This is a genomic window from Hyphomonas sp. L-53-1-40 (genome assembly GCF_000682775.1).
Taxonomy (GTDB): Bacteria; Pseudomonadota; Alphaproteobacteria; order Caulobacterales; family Hyphomonadaceae; genus Hyphomonas.
The window spans coordinates 1-20,169 of record NZ_AWFI01000012.1 but is presented as its reverse complement, the minus strand read 5'-3'; the positions used below and the strand labels follow the sequence as shown (position 1 = coordinate 20,169).

Genomic DNA, 20,169 nt, shown 5'->3' with positions numbered 1-20,169 from the left:
ATGAGCCCCTGTGCAAAAGTCCTTGGCTATGGACTGGACATCTCTCAAAAGATATAACATTTAAGATGTGGATGTCGAGAGGGGCAGTATTATGAGTGAAACAGGCAATCACCCAACGATGGAGCGGTCCGACCTAACAGCGAGAGAGATTTTCGAACAAGTTCGGTCAAACCCCAAGCGAGCCCGTTTCGGATTTGGAGAAAAGATCGCAATTGTAAACGTCGATCCACAGAAGGCTTACACCCGTCCGGACCTGTTTCCGCAATCAGGTTATATTACAGACCCGGATCAGATCACGCACATAAACTCTCTTTCGGGCGCAGCTCGACGGAAGGGGCTTCCGGTTGTGTGGACTCATGTCTCCTACATGGACAATGCGGCGGATGCGGGCGTATGGGGAACGCGCACGAACACCGAAAACAGTCTCCAGAATATCAAGGCAAACAGTGTTCGCTCTGAGTTTGATGACAGACTGGAGATCGATCGCTCGGTCGATGCGGTTTATGAGAAGAAAATGCCCAGCGCCTTCTTCGAGACGCGTCTTTCCAGTTTCCTCACATGGCATCGCGTTGACACGGTCGTTGTGACCGGTGGATCGACCAGCGGATGTGTTCGGGCCACGGCAGTGGACTCGCTGTCGCATGGATACAGGACAATTGTTCCGATCGAATGCGTGGCCGACAAGCATGAAAGCTTCCACTTCGCCAACCTGACAGACCTGTTGATAAAATATGCAGACGTTGTGTCGGTTCAACAAGTATTCGACTGGATAGAGGAGTATGTTGGCTAATGCTATCAGATCCCAACCTCTATGATTACTGGCCATATGCAGGAAGGCCCAAACTTGTCTGGCCGGGGGAGAAAAAACTGGCGTTCTGGATTGCCCCCAATATCGAGTATTATGAGTACGCGCCGCCAGCAAACCCGAAGCGGCAGGCGTGGCCAAGGGGCAATCCGGACATTGTAGGCTATTCACAACGAAGCTGGGGCAACACAATTGGCCATTGGCGGCTAATGGAGCTGCTCGACAAATATGGCATGCGGGGGTCGATCTCCCTGTCGATTGGATTGATCGACCATCATCCTGAAATCATCGAGGCCGTTGCGGAAAGAGACTGGGAGTTCTTTTCTCATGGAATCTACAACACGCGATTTTCTTATGAGATGACTGAAGATCAGGAGCGCGCGGTCATCCGTGACTCTATCGAGAGCGTGGAGCGGGCAACCGGACAACGCATACGTGGATACCTGGCTCCTGCATTGACACATACTGAACAGACCATGGACCTGATTGCGGAAGAAGACTTCTGGTATACGTGCGATCTTTTCCAGGACGACCAGCCCCAACCCGTCAAAACAAAGAGCGGGAAGCTAATATCTCTTCCGTACTCACTCGAAGTCAATGACGTCATCACCTATTCGGTAATGGGGTATACTCCTGATCAATATACCGACATGTTGAAACGGCATTTTGATCAACTCCTCGAAGAGGGGGAGGAAAGTGGTACGGTCATGTGTATCCCGCTTCATGCATATCTTGTGAGTCAACCACACAGGCTCCGGCCGTTCGAGGAGGCGCTTGCATATATCGCATCCCATTCCGATGACGTCTGGATCACCACCGGACGGGAAATTGCCGACTATTTCCGGAATACATACTGGGACCAGAGCCTGATGGACATTCGAGCCCGCGGCGTCGCTAAAGGAGGGAGCGGTTTTGAACTTGCCTGAGAGCTACCTTGAATATTCTAAACGGCGCTACGGTCTGGATCATGATCGGCATGATTGGGCACCCGCGGACCGACGCGGTCCCTTGCAACTGAAGAGTGGGAAAAAGGCTGCGGCCTTTATTGTAGTGCCGCTTGAGTTCTTTCCTCTGGATCCACCTGCGAAACCTTTTTCGCACCCTGGTTCAATGAAAACGCCTTACCCGGATCTTCGGCACTATACCACTCGGGACTATGGCAGTCGAGTTGGTGTCTTTCGGATACTCAAAGCTCTGGAAGATGTTGGTCTGAAGGCTACGTTTGCTGTGAATGCCGCGGTCGCCGAGCGCTATCCGCCACTTTTGAAAGCCGTAGAGCATGCTGGTCACGAAATAGCGGCACATGGCGTGTCCACTGCGCATATTCACCATGCGGGGCTATCGTGCCAACAGGAAGAGGAACTCATTGACCGGTGTCGCGCTGCGTTTCCGGATGCCAAAACCTGGATAAGCCCGGCAAGAAACCAAAGCTACAGAACCCTCGACCTGCTTGCGAAGGCACGTTTTGAAGTCTGTCTTGATTGGGAACCTGATCAAAGGCCGCTTGCCCTCAGGACGGAGTATGGCCCGATAACGAGCTTGCCACTGATGAATGAGTTGTCGGATTACACATTGTTGATAGATCGGCGGCAACAGGCTGACGATTGGGCGGCTCAGATTCTGGAGGCCGCGCAGTTTCACCTTGATACCTATGCTGATGCTGGCGCGCAATGCTTCGGGTTTACGCTCACGCCTTACATTGTGGGACAGCCCTTCAGAGTATCGTCACTCAGAAACCTGCTGAGCGGTCTGGCTGGAATGCCAGAACTCGAAGTAGTCACTGCCGCACAAGTCAATTCATCATTTCTACTACCGGGCCAGGCATGATAAAAATGATGGGCGCTAAAACGCCTACAAGAAGTAACTCCACCGATTGACAGCTTTTACACGACAAATGCCAGTTCAACGGCTAATTGAACCAATAGCCCTGAATGTCTGAGCCAGAACGCGGAACCATAGAATCATGCTCATAGATGTCGATCTCAAGATTTCGCCGGATCAGCTCGATGAAGAGTCTGACATCCCCCTCTACCAACAGATTTATGGGTTGGTTCGCAAGAGTATTCTTTCTGGCGAAGTCGCTTCAAAAAGCAGGCTTCCTGCAGAGCAGGTGCTTATCGAGCGCTTGGGCGTATCCCGTATCACGATAAAACGTGCCTTCGATGAGCTGGCTCTGGCAGGACTCGTTCGACGGCATCGAGGAAAGGGAACGATCGTTGCATATGATGCGACTGCAGCCGTCGTAAAAGGAAGTTTTGATAATTTGATCGATGGTCTTAAGCGCATGGGCCTCGAGACCGAAGTCGAACTGCTGTCTTCCGAGATTATGGTTGCCGATTCGGGTGTTGCCGAGTCCCTGGGGTTGGTTCCCGGTGATTCGGTCCAACGAATTGTGCGGTTACGGAGATTGGGTGGAGAACCCTTTTCCTACCTGATCACATTTGTTCCCGAGGACGTAGCAGCTGAGTTCAGCAAACGTGACCTGGCTACCCAGAATCTTCTTGAGCTGTTGGAAAAGTCTGGGCATTCGCCGGTCTCCGCAGACCAAACAATCATGGCTGTGTCCGCCCCCCCGGATGTTGCGTCAGCCCTCGGGCTGAATACAGGCGCACCGATCCTGCGTATTCATCGTATCATGCGAGACCGGCACGGGCGCTCGGTTCAGGACGTGACGGCCCACTACCGCGCGGATAGGTTTCACTACCAAATGCATTTGACGCGAGATGATCCAGAGTCGGACTGGATGACGAAATAGCCTGATGGCAGGAATGTTGCCCGCCACCGGCCGATCCGACTGAACCATTCGCTGTCGGCATCTCTGGTCACCGCATATTTCAACGCTTTCCGCTGAGGGGGCTGGACGGGTCTGTCGAGGCTTTTTCTCGTGCTGAACAAATCCATCATTTGCGTATACTGTGACAAGAACTGCTGCACAGTTTGCTGCACAAATTGCTGCACGCAAATTCAAATAGTAGTTAAATATCAAGTGTTGTTAGCCGAACTGGGCTTGAGGTGACCGATCCTGGTGAATAGCTTCGGAAAATGGCCAAGAACCCGTTTCGCTACTTCAAAACTTCGCCCGAGATTATCCATCTAGGCGTACTCATGTATGTCCGATTTCCACTGTCGCTTTGGAATGTTGAAGACCTGCTCCACGAGCGCGGCATTGATGTCTGCCACGAAAGCGTCCGCCTATGGGTCGATCGGTTCGGCACCTACTTCGCTCACAAGATCCGGAAACGGCGATCCGAAGCGATGCGCCGGAGCCCGCAATGGCAGTGGCACCTGGACGAGGTCTTGGTAAAGATACGCGGCGAGAGGCACTATCTCTGGCGAGCTGTCGATCACGAAGGTGAAGTGCTGGAATCCTATGTCACAAAGACCCGGGCTAAGGCTGCTGCGTTGAAATTCCTCAAGAAAGCAATGAAACGGTAAGCCAATCCGCGTGTCGTGGTAACGGACAGATGTCCCTCATACCGTGCGGCAATGAAAGTGATTGGAAACGAGGCGCGCCAGGAAACGGGGCGTCATCTCAATAACCGCGCCGAAAATTCGCACTTGCCGTTCCGAAGGCGAGAGCGGGCGATGTCTCGATTCCGGCGCATGCGAAGTTTGCAGAAATTCGTCTCGATCGGTTCGTCAGTGTACAATCACTTCAACTTCGAAATGCACATCAACTCCCGAACAAGGTTCAAACAGAAACGAGACGCCGCTCTTCGCGAGTGGCGCGACCTTCTCGTCGCCTAACACATGCTCGTTCACGAAAAATGGAGACGGGTTCGCATTAGAATTACACCACCAGCGCAACAATATGCTCTCTGAATTCCGCAGGGTACGGGTTACTCGTTCTCGGCATGAAAACATCCTGTTCGATAGATCAAAAATTGTCCATCAAACCGGGGGAAGTCCAAGTCCAGTATCAGGGAGATCGAGAGTGCGTTTTCTCTTCTGGGAGATGACGTCGCATTTGATAAACTTGAAGCGACTGCCGAATGCTTTGTGCCGCCCATACTATGGCAGTTTCGGACGATGGACAGATGACTCTGCACGGTTTGGATGTGTTTGTTGTTCGGGTTAGAATCGCATCGCCGCAGAAACGAGTCCTATATTGATGCGCTCGGCGGGTACCCGTAAAAGGATTTATAGGCGCGAGAGAAATTGCTGACTTCGCTGTAGCCACATTCCGTCGCAATCTGACGAATGGTCAGGTCTTTTTCTGAGAGTAGTAGCCTGGCTCTTTCGAGACGTTTCGCGATCAAATAGCTACCGAAGCCCTTTCCGTATTTATGTTTGAATCCTCTGCTCAGGTCTTTGGGGCTCAGATGTACGGTTTGCGCTATGGCTTCAGCGGTGTGCAGAACACCCGTTACAGTATCGGCGATGCGTTTTGCAACCTCGATTTTATCATCCCGGCTGGAGATGCTTTGATTGTCCATTTGTTGGTCGGCTGACAATGATTCGCTCAAGTGGAAGATCAACTCTGCGAATTTCAGCTGTGCGAAGCGACGTCCTTCCTTGCGCGAGAGAGTCTCTTGCGAAAGGGACTGGCAGAGTGAAATCATCGACCGAGACATTTTGAATGGCCGCATGGTTCGTTGGACGCGGTTCTGGAATTGCCAGTCTGACAAGGGGAAAGGAGTGGAAAATCCGAACCGTTCAGACATCGCCTTTAACCCTCGATCCGTGAAGATGAAGTGAGACTTGCATTGATAGGTCGGGCTTGATTGATGAGAGTGTTCCGTTTCATCGCCGGCGTAAAAGCTTAAAAGTCCGTCACCGGATTGAATTGTGGTTTCTTCCTCACCTATTCTGATGGTTTCCAGTCCGTATTCGAGCAGGCGAATACTATAAGACTTGGTGTTGAGAAAATTGGCGACAGACGATTGGCTCATCATGCTTTGAGATGTGTGAGTCCCTTCAAATTTGGCGAATCCAATTCCTGGGGCGACGCTCAAAGTTAAGAGGCGCCCGTTTCCGTATCCTGGCGTATAGTTGGCGAAATGTCCCCCCCCGTTTGGGGCAGGCTGATCATTATGAAAGAACGGAAACTGGTCGAACTGGATTTCAGTTGTTTCAGTGTTCAGGATTCTCGAAACAATACCGGAATGGGGTTGGGCGTCGAGATAGTCGCTTGAAGTGGCCATTTCTATTTATTCTATCTTGTTTTGATGCTGCTTGGCTCATTGATATGTTCCAGTACTAGCAAAACCTGTCACACAGAAAAACCTAATGTGCCAGACGAAAATGATAAGCCGAGAACCAAACTGATATTTCATTGAATATAATCGTCGGTAGCCTGCTTGGTGAACAGGCTCTCATCTACAGGACGAATTTATGAAAACGGCGAGATACACCCTTTTGTGCGCAGTCTCCTTGGCGGCTCTATCAAACGTGACTGACGTAGCGGCAGCGCAGGATGTAGCAACTCAGGATGTACGAGATGAGCGCGGTGAAGAGGGGCGTACTTTGGACGCGGTCATTGTGACAGCAACCAAGCGCCAAGAAACTCTTCAAGACGTTCCGGTCGCGGTCAGCGTTATTGGGCAAGCAGAAATCGAACAATCCGGTGTCGTGGACTTGATCGATCTTCAGGCGCTGGTCCCGTCTTTCCGTGCAGAGCAGTTGTACAGCACCACGAATACAAGCTTCTTTATCCGCGGCTTTGGAAACGGAGGGGGAAATACTGGGCTGGAGCCGTCTGTTGGTGTCTTCATCGACGGCGTCTACCGGTCTCGTTCAGCATCGGCCATGTCAGACTTACCGATGCTCGAGCGAGTTGAGGTGCTGCGGGGCCCTCAGAGCACGATATTCGGCAAGAACGCCTCTGCGGGCGTCGTGAGCGTTGTGACGCCAAAGCCGAACTTCGTCCAAAAAGGCTATGTGGAGGCAGGGGTGTCGAACTACAACGGAGTTCATACGAAAGCCTTCTTCACCGGCCCGATCTCTGATCAAGTTGCGTTTAGCCTAGGCGGAAGTTACCGGAAAAGAGATGGCTATATTGATAATTTGGAACTCGGCACGAAGTTCAGTGACACAAATAGATACGCACTGCGTGGACAGCTCCTCTACACGCCAAGCGAAAATCTGGAGTTCAGGGTGATCGGGGATGTCGACGAGATTGACGAGGCATGCTGTGCACTGATCAATGCCGTGGAAGGTCCAACAGGCGCGTTAGTGAAGGCTCTGGGGGGGCGAATCGTAACTGGCCCGTTCGACTATCAAACCGCGCAGAACACTGACCCTGAGAACAAGGTCAAGAACCAAGGTCTCTCATTCCATGCCGACCTCAGGCTTGGTGATGTCAAAATTGAATCGATCTCGGCCGTTCGAGAGAATAGGACCAACAATTCAATCGACGGTGATTTTTCGAACCTGGACATCTTCAGTCCATTACCTACGGACCTGGAAATTGACTCCGTCTCTCAAGAAATTCGTGCAAGTTCCGACTATACTGGACCATTGAACTGGCTTTTCGGGGCGTTCTACTACGATGAATCCTTGTCTCAAACAGATTTGTTTCAGCACGGGGAAGACTCTCGCGCATTCTTCGAGGCTCTGTCGGGAGGGACCGGCCTGATCGGGACGCTGGAATATCTCTCTGGAAATGTACCGGGGACGTTTTATGCCCCAGGTACCGGTTCCGTTACGAACTACACACAAAACAATGAGACGCTATCGATCTTTGGACAACTGGATTTTGACCTTACTGACAGGCTGACGATCACCGCGGGCCTGTCCTACATGGAAGACTACAAAAGTCTCGCCATCAAGCAGTCAAACACTGATGCCTTCTCACAGATAAATCTGTTCACTGTAAACAATGGTATCATCCCGGCTGCGTTCTTCTCTTCTGCCTTTCAGGGGGCGACCGGGCTGCAGGCGACGCCGCAAAACATTGCGTTTATCGAGTCTGTTGCGCCGGGGACGACTGCGGCGATTCAATCGGGTGTCAATGATGCCTTGAACGGGCTTTCCGCATTCCAGTTCATGCCGCAGCTGTCCGATTTTCCGAATGGCGTCGAGGGTGGCAAAACAAATGACAGCAATGTCGATTACACTCTGAGAGCATCGTATGACGTCAATGACTGGCTCAATGTTTATGCCAGTTATGCGACGGGCTACAAGGCGTCTTCCTTCAACCTGACAACGGGTACGCGGCCGATACCGAAAGACTATTTGCGGTTGTTTGCCAATGCAGAGCCAGGCTCGGTCGCCGCGCGTTTGGGGGCGGGGTCGCGGTTCGCTCTTCCAGAGGAGTCCGAAGCATACGAAGCAGGTATCAAGGCCAAAGGTGCGTTGTGGGAAGCGAATCTTGCCTTGTTCGACCAAGCGATCGAAAATTTCCAGGCCACCGTCTTTCTCGGAACATCAAACGCATTGGCAAACGCCGAGCGCCAGTCAGTTAAAGGGATAGAATTTGACGGAACTGTCTCGCCTGTGGAAGGCCTTACGTTCAGGGCCTCGGGGGCCTATCTGGACGCTGTATTTGATACGTACACGGCCTCTCCGGAGGGCGGCGACATCAGTGGCACGCGACCCGGGAACGTAAGTGAATTCTATGGAACGCTTTCCGGAACGTATATGTGGTCGATCAAGGATCATGACGTCTTCATTCGCGCAGAGTACCAGTACGAGTCAGATGTGGATACAGAAAGAGGCGAGGGGGCGAATCCTGTCAACGCCATTCTGGAAACAGGTGAAACCAGAAAGCGGGGCGTGAATTCGTTCAGCGCGAGTGCGGGCCTGAGGGTCGGCGAAATCGATTTTACGCTGTGGGGGCGTAACCTCTTCAATGATGAGTACCCCTTGCAGAATACGGCGGCTCCACTCCAGGCTGGAAGCTACAACGCGTATGTCAATATGCCTCGTACGTTCGGTCTAAATGCGCGCTGGTCATTTTAGGTCGAAGTTTTGCGGTGCGGGCGTCCACTTAATCAGACGACCTGAATTGCAAATGGTAGCGAACGCAGTTCTGAAGGAATTCAAATGAAAAAACCTATTTTGGCTGTCACAACGTTCTTTTTCATGACGTGCACAGCAGTCGCTCAGGATATGAATACTCAAAGGGAGAGTTGGGAAGAGCAGATCCTCTCATATATCGAACGTCACACAGCTGAATACGATGATATGGCTCTAGAGATCGGGTCATACGCGGAACTCGGATTCCAGGAATGGAAGAGCTCTGCCCGGTTGTCGGAACATTTGGAACAGAATGGTTTTGATGTCGAACGGGGTGTAGCGGATATGCGAACAGCCTTTGTTGCCAGTTACGGTACGGAAGGTCCTGTGATTGGCATTCTGGCTGAGTTTGATGCTTTGCCTGGCTTTTCTCAGGCACCTCAGCCTGAAAAGCTTCCTCTTGAAGGAATGTCCACAGGGCATGCATGCGGCCACCACCTCTTGGGAACTGCCAGTATAGAGGCCGCGGTCGCTCTAAAGAACTGGCTCGACCGAGCCGACATTCCCGCGACTGTTCGCGTGTACGGCACGCCAGCCGAGGAAGGCGGGGGCGGAAAAGTCTACATGACCCGAGAGGGCTTGTTCGATGATGTCGATGCGATGATGAATTGGCATCCGGCCGACCAGAACGCTGTCACGTCTCTATCGACCATGGCAAACATTTCCGGAAAATTCAGGTTCCATGGCGAGTCGGCACATGCAGCTGCAGCGCCAGAGCGAGGAAGATCGGCGTTGGACGCCGTCGAAGCCATGAATGACATGGTAAACATGATGCGCGAACATATACCGTCCGGAGTTCGTATCCATTATGTAATTACCTCTGGCGGAAGTGCACCAAACGTCGTCCCGGACTTCGCAGAAGTCTATTACTATGTACGGCATGACAAACCCGATGTGCTGAGAGATGTGTGGGGGCGGGTCAACCGTGCCGCAGAAGGTGCTGCCTTAGGAACTGATACGCGGAGTGAAGTCGAGATCGTTAGTGCGGTCTACCCGTTGCTGCCGAACGATGCGCTCGCGCAGCTGACGGACAAACACTTAAAATCAGTGGGCGGTGTAACCTACACACCCGAGGAAGCTAAATTTGCGAGTCAGATGTCCACTACGTTCGGACAAAACGCCAAACCATTGGACGTAAGTCGCCAAGTCAGGCCATTGTTCATGAACAAAGTCGTTATCCTGCCTGCATCAACAGATGTAGGAGACGTGTCTTGGGTAACCCCCACGAACAGCTTTGTGACGGCGACCTGGGTGCCTGGAACGGCACCGCATAGCTGGCAAGCGGTTGCAGCCGGAAATACGAGCATTGGATTGAAGGGTATGCATGTGGCTTCAAAAGTCATGGGGCTCACTGCTGCTGAAATGATTATGTCCCCTGACACTTTGACTGCAGTCAAATCTGAGCATCGTATGCGGAGAGGTGAGAAGTTCGAATACGAGTCCTTCGTGGGAGATGCGCCCCCTCAGTTGGATTATGCCACGCAATGAATGGTTCATTTTCCAAATGAAGACCGGTACGCGCCTGCGCGCTCGGCGCGTCGTTTGAAGCCGCATGTTTTGCAAGTTTAAACGTGCGTCTTGGATATGAAAACGTAGTCCAACAATAGAAAGCTACTGGTCGGTAAAGCGCGCACCGATGGCGACCTTATGAGTTGATGGGGCGTCACATTGCGGCGGTAGCGCACATTTTCCGAGGAGAATTTCAAATGCAGTTGCCCATTTTGACAATTAAACGAGCCGTGAAAAGTCAAGCTACTGAGATACCGGAATTGTATGGGCAGGTAGACTTTGAAACGACGCCAGAACGCATCTCGGACAATGTTGCGGAGAGTGCTTTGAGGGGGGATTTCTCGCGCTACAAGTCACCCCTTGCCGAAGATCCGGACCTTGTTCAGCGTATGCGTTTGTACACCATGCTTGGGGATTCCGTCGCTGATCCCTATGCGGCGCTTATTCCGACATTTGGCTTTCGTCGTCTCGTCGGAATGCTGATGGAGGCCTGCGAAAAAGGCGTCGAAAAGGTCGAAGGTGCACCTGACGAACTCGTCGTCCTGATACGGGATATGGAACGTACGCCATCATGGCTCGATATGGCCTTGGTCGAAAACGGTGCCGAGCTTGAACGAAGCTCTGCGGCAATCATTGCGCCTTGGGCAATTCGTGGCGGCCTGATCGCCACGTTCATGAATAAATATGCAGCTTTGCCCATGGCATTGACGGGGACGCTTTCCAACAACTTGGCCGCTCGCCGCGTGAAGGAGACCGCGACATTTTTCAGCACCAGCGTGTTGCCGGGTGCCCTTGGTCGTTTCGGCGAAGGCTTTAAAGCGGCTGCCATGGTGCGCCTTATGCACTCCATGGTAAGATTCAATGCTCTCCGGAGCGGAGCATGGAGCGATCAGATCTATGGGATTCCTATCCCTCAGGTGGATCAGATGCCGGCCGGACTGACAGGCGTGTCCCTCTTGTCGATGAGGGTGTTAAAAAGTGGTCGCACGGAGTTCACGACCAATGAGCGAGCTCGTGTCGAATTTAGCCGCTATCGTTGCTTTCTTCTTGGTTTGCCTGAGGACTTGCTAGCCGATACGCCGCAAAGCATCATCGACATCATGGCTGCTCGCCAATCCTCCCTTCGAAAAGGATTTGACGACGCGACCTGCGGCGAACTGGTTCGCGCAACAATGTCGGCACGTCTCGCAGACGACGATTCATTTATGAGCAATGTACGGGAACGTTTCGAGAAGAGCTTCTCCAAAACATTTTTCGTACGGAATTTTCTGAGTGGAGACACAAAGAAAGCAGCCGATCTCGGGGTGCGGCTCTCGCGCACCGACCGAATTCGGGCAGGTGTGGTGTTGCTGTGGATCGTGATCCAGCTCAAGACCGCTAACTGGGCCTCTAGAGTACCTGGCATGCGGGCTCGCGTAGATAGGTCGCTTATCCAAAAAATCAGAAAACAGCTGGCTGGTTATGGGCACGCTGAATTTGTGACGGACCCTTCTACTTATAAATCTCCGGTGCTTGAGAGCCGTACGTGACGACGCTTTTCTGAATGGCAGGGTGCATGTGTCCTGAGAGCTACACTTTCACTACAAGCCTATAGGCGGTGGTTCTTTCAGCCCCGCGGGTCCGAATGTCCTTCCCCCTTAAACCTGGAAACCACCGGACCAACAAAATTGGTGGACCACCTCTGTGGGGCAGAGCAAGGGGGGGCGTCTCACCTTCTGAGCGCCAGATCTGCTGCACATTTTGCTGCACACTATGCTGCACACAAAAATTATAAATGCTGATAAAACAGATCATTATCATTCTGAGATTGGCGGAGAACGGACTTCCTCTCCGCCAGTTCACTGAACTATTTGTTAAGCTGCTGATATCACACGAAAAAATATAGGTCCCCGTCAGTACTACATTCTGTTTGTGTGACGTGTGTGTGACTGACTTCAGCACCAAAGTTTATGCGTCGGGGCCGTGATTGCTGGTTCATCGTGTTGTCAGTCGTAAATAGTCAACGACTACTTCATCCTGAAAGTAGCCATTCGGCTAAACGAAATTGAATGTCAGAAAATCGCCAACAGGGGACATAACGAGCGATTACCCCTTAAAAATCGAATTTAGTCCTCCAATATATTGAAATCAATAAATATATTTGAAGGGTACCGTTTGTCAGACGCTCTTACGCTTCCTCAATTCTTGCTGCTTTTGACGCTGAACGATGAAAGTGGCCGCCCTAAGGCAGGCTTCTACACACCCGCGATTGCGGGTGCAGCTGTGTCTGAGCTGTTGTTACGCGGTGTGCTGTCAACGACGAATGACAAGAAACCTATAATTGTCGCTGCGCCGTGAAATCCTGAACGCCGAGTGGTTTGTCTCGCTCGATCAGGCCCAAACCGTCATCAACACATGGCTTAAACAATACAATCGTGTCCGGCCTCACCAGGCGCTTGGCATGCGTCCACCAGTCCCAGAAACTCTAATGCAAAGTGGCCTAAAAATGGGGGCTGGACACGCGCTGGTCAGAGGCCGGGCCAGCGTGGCGGCCGCCGGAACCGGGGTGCGAGAACTCTCGCCCGGCCAGCAAGCCCTGGCCATATCCGGGCAGGGCTCGATGTGTCGCCTGCAGATCTCAACGCGCTCGCGTAATAGCGCACAGGCTAAGTCGAATTTAACAATGTGACCTTGGCCGAGGCCATCGCCGAGATGAACCACTGTTCGGCAACAAGGATCGTCATCGAGGATCCGGGCCTCGCCAGCGAGCGCATCAGCGGCACCTTCCCGGCAGGCGCGGAGGAGGAATTTGCCGAAGCGTTCACGCTCTACGCCGAGGCTGAGCTCACGCGGGACGAAGGCCGGACCCTGATTGTGCCAGCTTATCCCCGGGCCGGGCAGGAGGGCCAGAGGCCGTAAGAGGGCATGCCTCTTAGGACGCTCGCCGGCAGGTATGTGCGCTGCGGGCCTGTCCTATCTTGATGCAGGGCTGGCCATGACGCCTGGCAGGGAGAAAATCCCGCGCGCCGGTCTTGAATTCCGAAGCGAACCGGGTGTTTCTCCCGACCGGGAACCTATCAGGAGGCCTATTGCCATGGAGCCAATCCGGAGCCGGGTTGAGGATGTCGAGACCATGTTGTCCGGCTATTACTTCCGGCCAGCCGCAGTGCAGCGCGAGTACCAGTGGACCGTCGACCAATGTGGCGCATTGTTCAGTGATTTTGTTCGCGCATGGACACTCAAGAATCGAGGTGCCGATCATCCCGCTGCATCCCTCGTGCGGGGAATGCCGGAGACCCAAGAGGCAACGCCTTATTTCCTTGGCACATTCGTGCTGCGGCCTGACGCTGAAGCACGTTTCGAGGTCTTTGACGGCCTCCAGCGTCTAACGACTCTCACCATCTTGTTTGCGGTCATGCGGGACCTCGTTGAGTCGTTTGATAAGGAACTGCATGCGCGACTGTCGCTAATGGTCATGGACACCAAGGGCCAGCCGCACCTCAATGCCGGCAGCGCCGACCAAACCCTTGCGAACCTCATCCAGAAACATAGTGAAGCGGTCCGCTCCCGGAGAAATCTCTCGGCCAACACGCTGCGGGCCCGCTTGCTCTCGGCAGCCGGATTGTTCCGCGCGCGCCTCGAAGGCTGGTCTCCCGAAACGCTGGCGGGTTTTGCCGACTATGTGCTCAAGAATGTCCTTGTCGGTATTGTGGAGGTGGGGGATGAGCGTCTGGCGCGGCAGATATTCATCAGCACGAACAATCGGGGCGTGCCGCTCAATGAAGCCGATGTCCTGAAGAGCCAGGTCAATTCCATCCCGTTTCGCCAGGATGTTGCCGTTAAGGTCCTGTCAGGCTGGACCCGTATCCGGGACAGTTTCGAGTCCGATACCGATTACACCGATTTCCTTTATGCCGTGGATTTCCTGACGCGGCGGGAGGGCCGCAGCTCGGAAGGCTTGACCCAGCTTGGTGAGCATTTGGCGTCCACACTCAGTGATGACCAGATCCTGCCTTGGCTCGAAGGGTTCGAAGACCGGGCAATCTCCTGGCACTGGCTGTCTGCGATCCGGGAGAATCCGAAAAATGCCGATGTCACAAAGGGGCATGTCTTCCAGCTATTTGCGTTCGATTGGCCGGAATGGCGTCCGGTGGCGCTTGAACTGGCAGGGCAGCTGCGTCGGTCCTTGGCTGCGAAAGACCGGCGAAGAGTGAAATCCTTGACCACGAGATTCTCCGCCCTTCACCGAGCCTGCGCGGCCATGACGCTGGAGGGAGCGGCTGAAATGGACCGGGTGTCGGTTTGCCTGCGCGCGTTGGGGGACCTCCAGTCAGGCCGCAATCCCGTAACCCATGCATTGGTCATATCGGATGCGCGGCTGGAACGTATTTCGAAAATCCTCGACGAGCCCGCCTATGACCTGCCCGTGATCCGGCAAGTGTTCCGCTGGCTGGAGGCTCCGGGGCATCGCGGAGGGAATCCGGACTTACTGGCCTTGGTCCCGCGCCATATCCTGCCTGCCAATCCTGAGGAATTTAGCGAGTGGGAGAAGGATTTTCCTGAACGCGACGCGCGCTGGCTTCTGGCGCATGCATGGGGCAATTTCGCCTTGGTGACGCCAGGAGTAGACGCGGGTCAGCCTGCAATGGGTGGGTTCAAGGACTGGAAGAAGGGGTTGTCGAAGGCGTGTGCGAAGCTAGAAGTGAATACATCGCTTTCAAAAGCGCAACGCTGGACAGCGTCAGATATTTCCCGGAGGACCGATGCGCTGCGCACCATGGTCCTGGAGCATCTGCGACCTCGTGAATAGGTCCTATCTTGGCAAAATGTAGAGGCCGCAGGTTATGGACAATTCGTAGGCGGACAGAATATGCTCTGCCCGGGCCTGCTCCAGGGCCCGTTCCGCTTCAACGCGTTCCTCCATCGCATCAAGGATATCCGTCACGGTCCAGAGGCCGGCTTGCTGGCCTTGACGGACGCCTTTGAGGGCTTCGCCTGCCGCATCAAGACGGACTTGCAGCGCGGTGAGGCGGGATTTTGCGCTGGCAAGGCGAACCCAGGTGTCGGTGACATGCCGTTGAAGGTCCTGCCCTGCTTTCCGCACATCGGCGGCTGAAGCCCGGCGCTCGGCATAGGCCTGGCGACGTTCCGAACTGCTCCGGCCGCCATTGAACAAAGGCATGGAGAAAGTGAGGGTTGCTCTTATGTCGTCGTCCTGCTCAATCGCGGGAGACGGTGTGCGCGCAGTTGAGGCTTCTGCAGACAAATTGATTTGGGGTCCGTATTTTCTGGCGGCAGTTACGGCACCAAGTCGGGCTGCGGTATAGGAGGATCTTGCAAGGGCAATATTCGGGGAGTTTTCCCGGGCGAGAAAGAGAGCGTCGTCTAGGCTTGGCGGGAGTTCCGCCGAAGCCGTGATCATTGGGGCCAGCATGTCGACCGGGTATCCGGTCAGGAGAGCCAATCGGATTTCAGCTTGTTGCACGCCCATATCCGATGCCGTGATGGCCGCCTCCGCAGCCGCGAGGCGGGCACGGGCTTGTACGACATTGGTCTGGGTCCCCGTCTCGAGGCGGTAGCGTTCTTCCTCGGCACGGACCTGGTCGCGGAGCAGGGATTGGAGTGTGCGATCAAGGCTTGCGGATTTCCGGGCCAGATCCAACTGTACCATGGCTTCGACGACTTGCAGGGCCACGTCCAACCTGGTCGCCTCCTGTTCATGACGGCGTGCCCGGACGGTGTTGGTGGCTTGTTGTTGCGCTACCTGGCGCAGCCCATTCGTGTAGAGGGGCTGGCTGGCCCGGATTGTGACTGAGGTGGGTTCTGAGGTTTCTGAAAAGTCAGAGCTCTCGCGGAGCCGGGCATCCCTGCGCGCCGTGGAGGCAGACGCACTGAAAGTGACTTCGGGAAGGTAGGCAGCGCGCGCTTGCCGCACGCCTTCTCGCGCCGCCTTGATGCCTGCTTCGGTCCGGTCCAGCGCGGGACTTTCGAGGAGCGCCGCCGAAATCGCGTCGTCTACGGTCTGTGCGTTTGACAGGCCTGCTATCAGGATAGCGGGGAGTATCGCTACACACGCGCGACCAATCTTCACGTTTCCGTCTCCCATAAGGTACGCCCCGACTCGCCGCTATCCACATGAAAAACTCATACAGGTCGAAAAACATCGCGCAAGGCGTGCCCCTGACGATTGCATAATTCTCCTTAAACGGGTGGTATGGATGGGGGAATCAGAGGGGCCTTGTAGTTGTGGATGGCAGCACGCAATGCGTTGAGGATGAAGGGCTCTGGTGCCTGTCCATGATGCTCGGCTTTGTCGAACTGCCAGCTGATGCTGCGCAATTGCGACACCAGCTTGGCAGTGACACACCCGCCACGCTCAATGATTTGACCCGACTCGCCCGCCGATCAGGCGCGCGCGCGAAAAAGTCGGTCTTGCCCTCTGGCCGTCTGGAGGATGCGCCGCTACCGGCGATTGCCGAAACCCGGGAAGACGGATTCATGATTGTCGGCGCCATACGGAACGGGCGGGCGCTTGTCCAGCGCCCGGGCGGTCAGGCCGAAGAGATGGTGCTGGAGGATCTCGTCGGACTTTTGACAGGGCGTTTCCTGTTGCTCACGAGCCGGGTCACCGGGGCGAATGGCGAGCGGAAGTTTGATGTGACCTGGTTCGTGCCAGCCCTCGTCCGGTACCGCGGACTCATCGGTGACGTGCTGGCGGCGTCATTCGTTTTGCAGCTATTCGCGCTCGCCACGCCGCTCTTTTTCCAGGTCGTGATTGACAAGGTCCTGGTCCATCAGGGCCTGACAACCCTGAATGTCCTGGTCGTTGGCCTGGTGGCGATCATTCTGTTTGAGTCCGTCCTCGGGGGCCTCAGATCCTTCCTGTTCACGCACACGACAAGCCGGGTCGATGTCGAGCTTGGGGCCAAGCTCTATCGTCATCTGCTCAACCTGCCGCTCGCCTATTTTGAGTCACGTCGGGTAGGAGACACGGTGGCGCGCGTGCGCGAACTCGAGACCATAAGGGAGTTCCTGACCTCCTCGGCTGCGACGCTCGTGATCGACCTGCTATTCACCTTTGTTTTCCTGGCGGTCATGTACTTCTATTCAAAAGTGCTCTTGCTCATCGTGCTTGTGGCGATCGTGTTCTATGTCCTGATTTCGGGATTCCTGACCCCGCCGCTCCGGTCAAAAATTGACGAACGCTTCCAACGCGGCGCGGAAAGCCAGGCCTTCCTTGTGGAGAGTGTCACAGCCGTCCAGACATTGAAGGCCTCTGCGGTCGAGCCACAGATGCAAGGACGGTGGGAGCGATTGCTTGCCGCTTATGTGCGATCTTCCTTCAATGCCAATGTCCTCGGCATCTGGGGCGGGCAGTCCATCCAGGCGGTCAACAAGGTTTCGGGAGCAGTCGTGCTTTTTGTCGGGGCGACGCTGGTGATTGAAGGCAAGCTGACCGTCGGGGAGCTTGTCGCCTTCAACATGTTGTCGGGACGTGTCGCGGAACCCGTCCTGCGCCTGTCCCAGCTTTGGCAGCAATTCCAGGAAGCGCGCGTCGGCGTAAGTCGGCTGGGTGACATCCTGAATACGCCGCAGGAAGCCTCGGCCTCAGGGTCCAGGACGTCCTTGCCGCGCCTGGATGGCGAGATCCGGTTTGACGATGTCATCTTCCGCTACCGGCCAGGGGCGAGGGAGATTCTGCGGCGCGTCAATCTCGAGGTCCAGCCCGGCGAAGTGCTCGGCATTGTTGGTCCTTCCGGCTCCGGCAAGTCCACGCTCGCCAAGCTGGTCCAGCGCCTGTACGTGCCGGAAAGCGGCCGGATCCTAATTGATGGCGTTGACCTTGCCCTGATTGACCCTGCCTGGCTCCGGCGCCAGGTCGGCGTGGTGCTGCAGGAGAATATTCTGTTCAATCGGTCCGTCCGGGACAATATCGCGATTGCAGATCCCGGTATGTCGATGGAACAAATTGTGCATGCGGCCCGGCTTGCCGGTGCGCATGAATTCATATTGGAGCTTCCGGAAGGCTATGACACGCAGCTGGAAGAGCGTGGAAGCAATCTTTCCGGGGGGCAACGCCAGCGGGTCGCCATTGCCCGGGCGCTGGCAGCCGACCCACGCATGCTGATCTTCGACGAAGCCACCTCCGCGCTCGATGCCGCGAGCGAAGCCATCATCCAGAAAAATATGGCTGCGATGTCAGAGGGGCGGACAGTTCTGATCATTGCGCACAGATTGGCGACCCTGCGCCATGCCAACCGGATCATCACCATGGAAGCAGGCGTTGTGACCGAAAGCGGGACTCATGAAGCGTTGATGGCGAAAGGCGGGCGATATGCCAGCCTGTGGAACGAGCAAATGGGCACACGGACAGGAGGCGCCTGATGCGACATGCCAAGGCCCTGAAAGATGCGTGGAAGGACGAGACCAGGCGCCGAAAGACGTCCAGGCGTGAGCGGATCGAAACCGCTTTCCTCCCCGCTGCGCTCGAGATCATGGACTCGCCGCCCCGTCCGATCGGGCGGGCAATTCTCTGGCTCATCATTGGCGCGGCCGCTTTTGCCATTGTCTGGGCGGCCTATTCCAAGGTCGACATTGTTGCGGTGGCCGAAGGCCGGGTGGCGCCAAGGGGGCGGTTGCAAACGGTCGAAGCGGCTGAGGCGGGGGTGGTCCGTGCCCTGCTCGTCCAGGAAGGCGAACGAGTGAAGGCGGGTCAGGCATTGGTTGAACTGGACCCAACCAATGCCGACGCAGATGCGGATGCGGCGCGCAGTGAACTGGCAACGGCGCGCCTCCAACGGGCACGATCCCGCGCGCTGATCCAATACAGCCATGGCGAGCCCTGGCGGATTGACCCTGAAGGTCTTGCCCCAGGTGTCTCGGCTGCCGAGCAGAGCCTGGTGGCCTCCCGTATCCGCGCGCATGAGGCCGAGATCGACAGTTTGATGGAGAAGATAAACGGGGCGGACATCGCACGTCGGCAGGCCGAAACCCAACTGGCCAAGGTCAATGCAACCCTGCCCCTTGTGGAACAGCAGCTCGCCTCGAGGCGCGAACTGGCGGAAAATGGGTATGCGCCCATGGTTCAGGTGCGCGAGCTTGAGGAGAAGGCAATGAATCTCCGTTTCGAACGAGTTGTCCAGCAGGACGAGATCTCGAAGGCGGAAGGGCAGGTCGCGATGATCTACCGAGACATCACGGCGGCAAAGGAAAGTTTTGAAGCAGGCGCAGCAACCGAATTGTCCGAGGCCGAATCAATTATTGCAACGCGGAGTGAATTGCTGACCAAGGCTGAGCGGCGCGAAGCTTTGCAGACGCTGCGCTCTCCCGTTGATGGTGTCGTCCAGCAAGTCTCCGTCACGTCCATCGGGCAGGTGGCCGAGCCCGGATCCCCTGTCGTGACGGTCGTCCCGGAAGGTGATGAACTCATCATCGAGGCCTACCTGCTCAACCGGGATGTCGGATTTGTGAAAATCAACCAGGAGGCGAATATTAAGCTTGAGGCTTATTCCTTCATGCGCTACGGATATTTGCAAGGGGAGGTTGAGTCTGTGTCGCCGGATGCTGTTGTGGATGAAGCACGGGGGCTGGTTTTCCTAGCCCGGATCCGGATCACCGGATCGAAGTTCCGCTCGCTCGGTGACGATGCAAACAAACTCCCAGTCCAAATTAATCAGAATACAGAGTATCGATCCTTGCTGACGCCAGGTCTGTCGGCCGCCGTAGAGATCAAAACGGGCAAGCGGAGTGTGCTGTCCTATCTGCTGTCGCCGGTCACGCGAAGTGTTTCAGAAGCAGGCAGAGAGCGGTGATGCATAAAAGAAGAAAGGTCTGCGATATATGAGGCGTCCCATTCCGGATCCCAACGATCCGCACCCCATGAGTGATTACGACATGTCGCGCATGGTGCATTTCGA

At 55.1% G+C, this 20,169-nt stretch carries 15 protein-coding genes and 1 pseudogene; 14 read left to right on the top strand and 2 right to left on the bottom strand.

From position 1 onward, the window contains the following. Positions 1-118 precede the first annotated feature (118 nt). From L53_RS06015 to L53_RS05995, 5 genes and pseudogenes are all read left to right on the top strand, one after another. Positions 119-790 carry an isochorismatase family protein gene (locus L53_RS06015; RefSeq protein WP_034814219.1) on the top strand — a complete coding sequence of 224 codons (672 nt, stop codon included), beginning with the start codon at positions 119-121 and terminating at the stop codon, positions 788-790. Further along, a complete protein-coding gene (locus tag L53_RS06010) occupies positions 790-1,731 on the top strand; it encodes a polysaccharide deacetylase family protein (RefSeq protein WP_034813248.1) in 942 nt (313 codons plus the stop codon). Before L53_RS06015 ends, L53_RS06010 begins: the two co-directional genes overlap by 1 nt. Positions 1,732-1,813: 82 nt before the next feature. Then, positions 1,814-2,632 carry a polysaccharide deacetylase family protein gene (locus tag L53_RS06005; RefSeq protein WP_233347599.1) on the top strand — a complete coding sequence of 273 codons (819 nt, stop codon included), beginning with the start codon at positions 1,814-1,816 and terminating at the stop codon, positions 2,630-2,632. Between the two features lie 136 nt (positions 2,633-2,768). After that, positions 2,769-3,560 (top strand): GntR family transcriptional regulator, encoded by a 792-nt coding sequence (locus tag L53_RS06000; protein ID WP_051607653.1) that lies wholly within the window; start codon positions 2,769-2,771, stop codon positions 3,558-3,560. 287 nt (positions 3,561-3,847) lie between these two features. Continuing rightward, a pseudogene (locus tag L53_RS05995) lies at positions 3,848-4,552 on the top strand (IS6 family transposase). Between the two features lie 356 nt (positions 4,553-4,908). Here the strand turns inward: L53_RS05995 and L53_RS16285 are convergent. Further along, positions 4,909-5,949 (bottom strand): AraC family transcriptional regulator, encoded by a 1,041-nt coding sequence (locus L53_RS16285; protein ID WP_051607652.1) that lies wholly within the window; start codon positions 5,947-5,949, stop codon positions 4,909-4,911. A 247-nt stretch (positions 5,950-6,196) separates the two neighbouring features. Here L53_RS16285 and L53_RS05985 point away from each other — a divergent pair, with 247 nt between their 5' ends. From L53_RS05985 to L53_RS05955, 7 genes are all read left to right on the top strand, one after another. Continuing rightward, positions 6,197-8,707 carry a TonB-dependent receptor gene (locus tag L53_RS05985; RefSeq protein ID WP_034814216.1) on the top strand — a complete coding sequence of 837 codons (2,511 nt, stop codon included), beginning with the start codon at positions 6,197-6,199 and terminating at the stop codon, positions 8,705-8,707. A gap of 84 nt (positions 8,708-8,791) precedes the next feature. Further along, positions 8,792-10,252 (top strand): amidohydrolase, encoded by a 1,461-nt coding sequence (locus L53_RS05980; protein ID WP_034813243.1) that lies wholly within the window; start codon positions 8,792-8,794, stop codon positions 10,250-10,252. Between the two features lie 218 nt (positions 10,253-10,470). Further along, positions 10,471-11,802: an oxygenase MpaB family protein gene (locus L53_RS05975; RefSeq protein ID WP_034813240.1), complete on the top strand. Its 1,332-nt coding sequence runs from the start codon at positions 10,471-10,473 to the stop codon at positions 11,800-11,802. A 592-nt stretch (positions 11,803-12,394) separates the two neighbouring features. Beyond that, complete coding sequence (locus L53_RS17715; protein WP_369794154.1) at positions 12,395-12,610, top strand: GPP34 family phosphoprotein; 216 nt, start codon at positions 12,395-12,397, stop codon at positions 12,608-12,610. After that, positions 12,594-12,941 carry an integrase core domain-containing protein gene (locus L53_RS17710; RefSeq protein ID WP_034813234.1) on the top strand — a complete coding sequence of 116 codons (348 nt, stop codon included), beginning with the start codon at positions 12,594-12,596 and terminating at the stop codon, positions 12,939-12,941. The genes L53_RS17715 and L53_RS17710 overlap by 17 nt, the downstream gene beginning before the upstream one ends. Positions 12,942-12,943: 2 nt before the next feature. Further along, positions 12,944-13,171 carry a hypothetical protein gene (locus tag L53_RS05960; RefSeq protein ID WP_034813232.1) on the top strand — a complete coding sequence of 76 codons (228 nt, stop codon included), beginning with the start codon at positions 12,944-12,946 and terminating at the stop codon, positions 13,169-13,171. A gap of 175 nt (positions 13,172-13,346) precedes the next feature. Next, a complete protein-coding gene (locus tag L53_RS05955) occupies positions 13,347-15,062 on the top strand; it encodes a DUF262 domain-containing protein (RefSeq protein ID WP_198019753.1) in 1,716 nt (571 codons plus the stop codon). Positions 15,063-15,065: 3 nt separating this feature from the next. Here the strand turns inward: L53_RS05955 and L53_RS05950 are convergent, their stop codons facing one another. Then, positions 15,066-16,343 carry a TolC family protein gene (locus tag L53_RS05950; protein WP_198019752.1) on the bottom strand — a complete coding sequence of 426 codons (1,278 nt, stop codon included), beginning with the start codon at positions 16,341-16,343 and terminating at the stop codon, positions 15,066-15,068. Positions 16,344-16,498: 155 nt separating this feature from the next. Between L53_RS05950 and L53_RS05945 the strand changes: the two genes are divergently transcribed. Further along, positions 16,499-18,637 (top strand): type I secretion system permease/ATPase, encoded by a 2,139-nt coding sequence (locus tag L53_RS05945; protein ID WP_034813225.1) that lies wholly within the window; start codon positions 16,499-16,501, stop codon positions 18,635-18,637. Beyond that, positions 18,637-20,064 carry an HlyD family type I secretion periplasmic adaptor subunit gene (locus tag L53_RS05940; protein WP_034813222.1) on the top strand — a complete coding sequence of 476 codons (1,428 nt, stop codon included), beginning with the start codon at positions 18,637-18,639 and terminating at the stop codon, positions 20,062-20,064. Before L53_RS05945 ends, L53_RS05940 begins: the two co-directional genes overlap by 1 nt. Positions 20,065-20,169 lie beyond the last annotated feature (105 nt).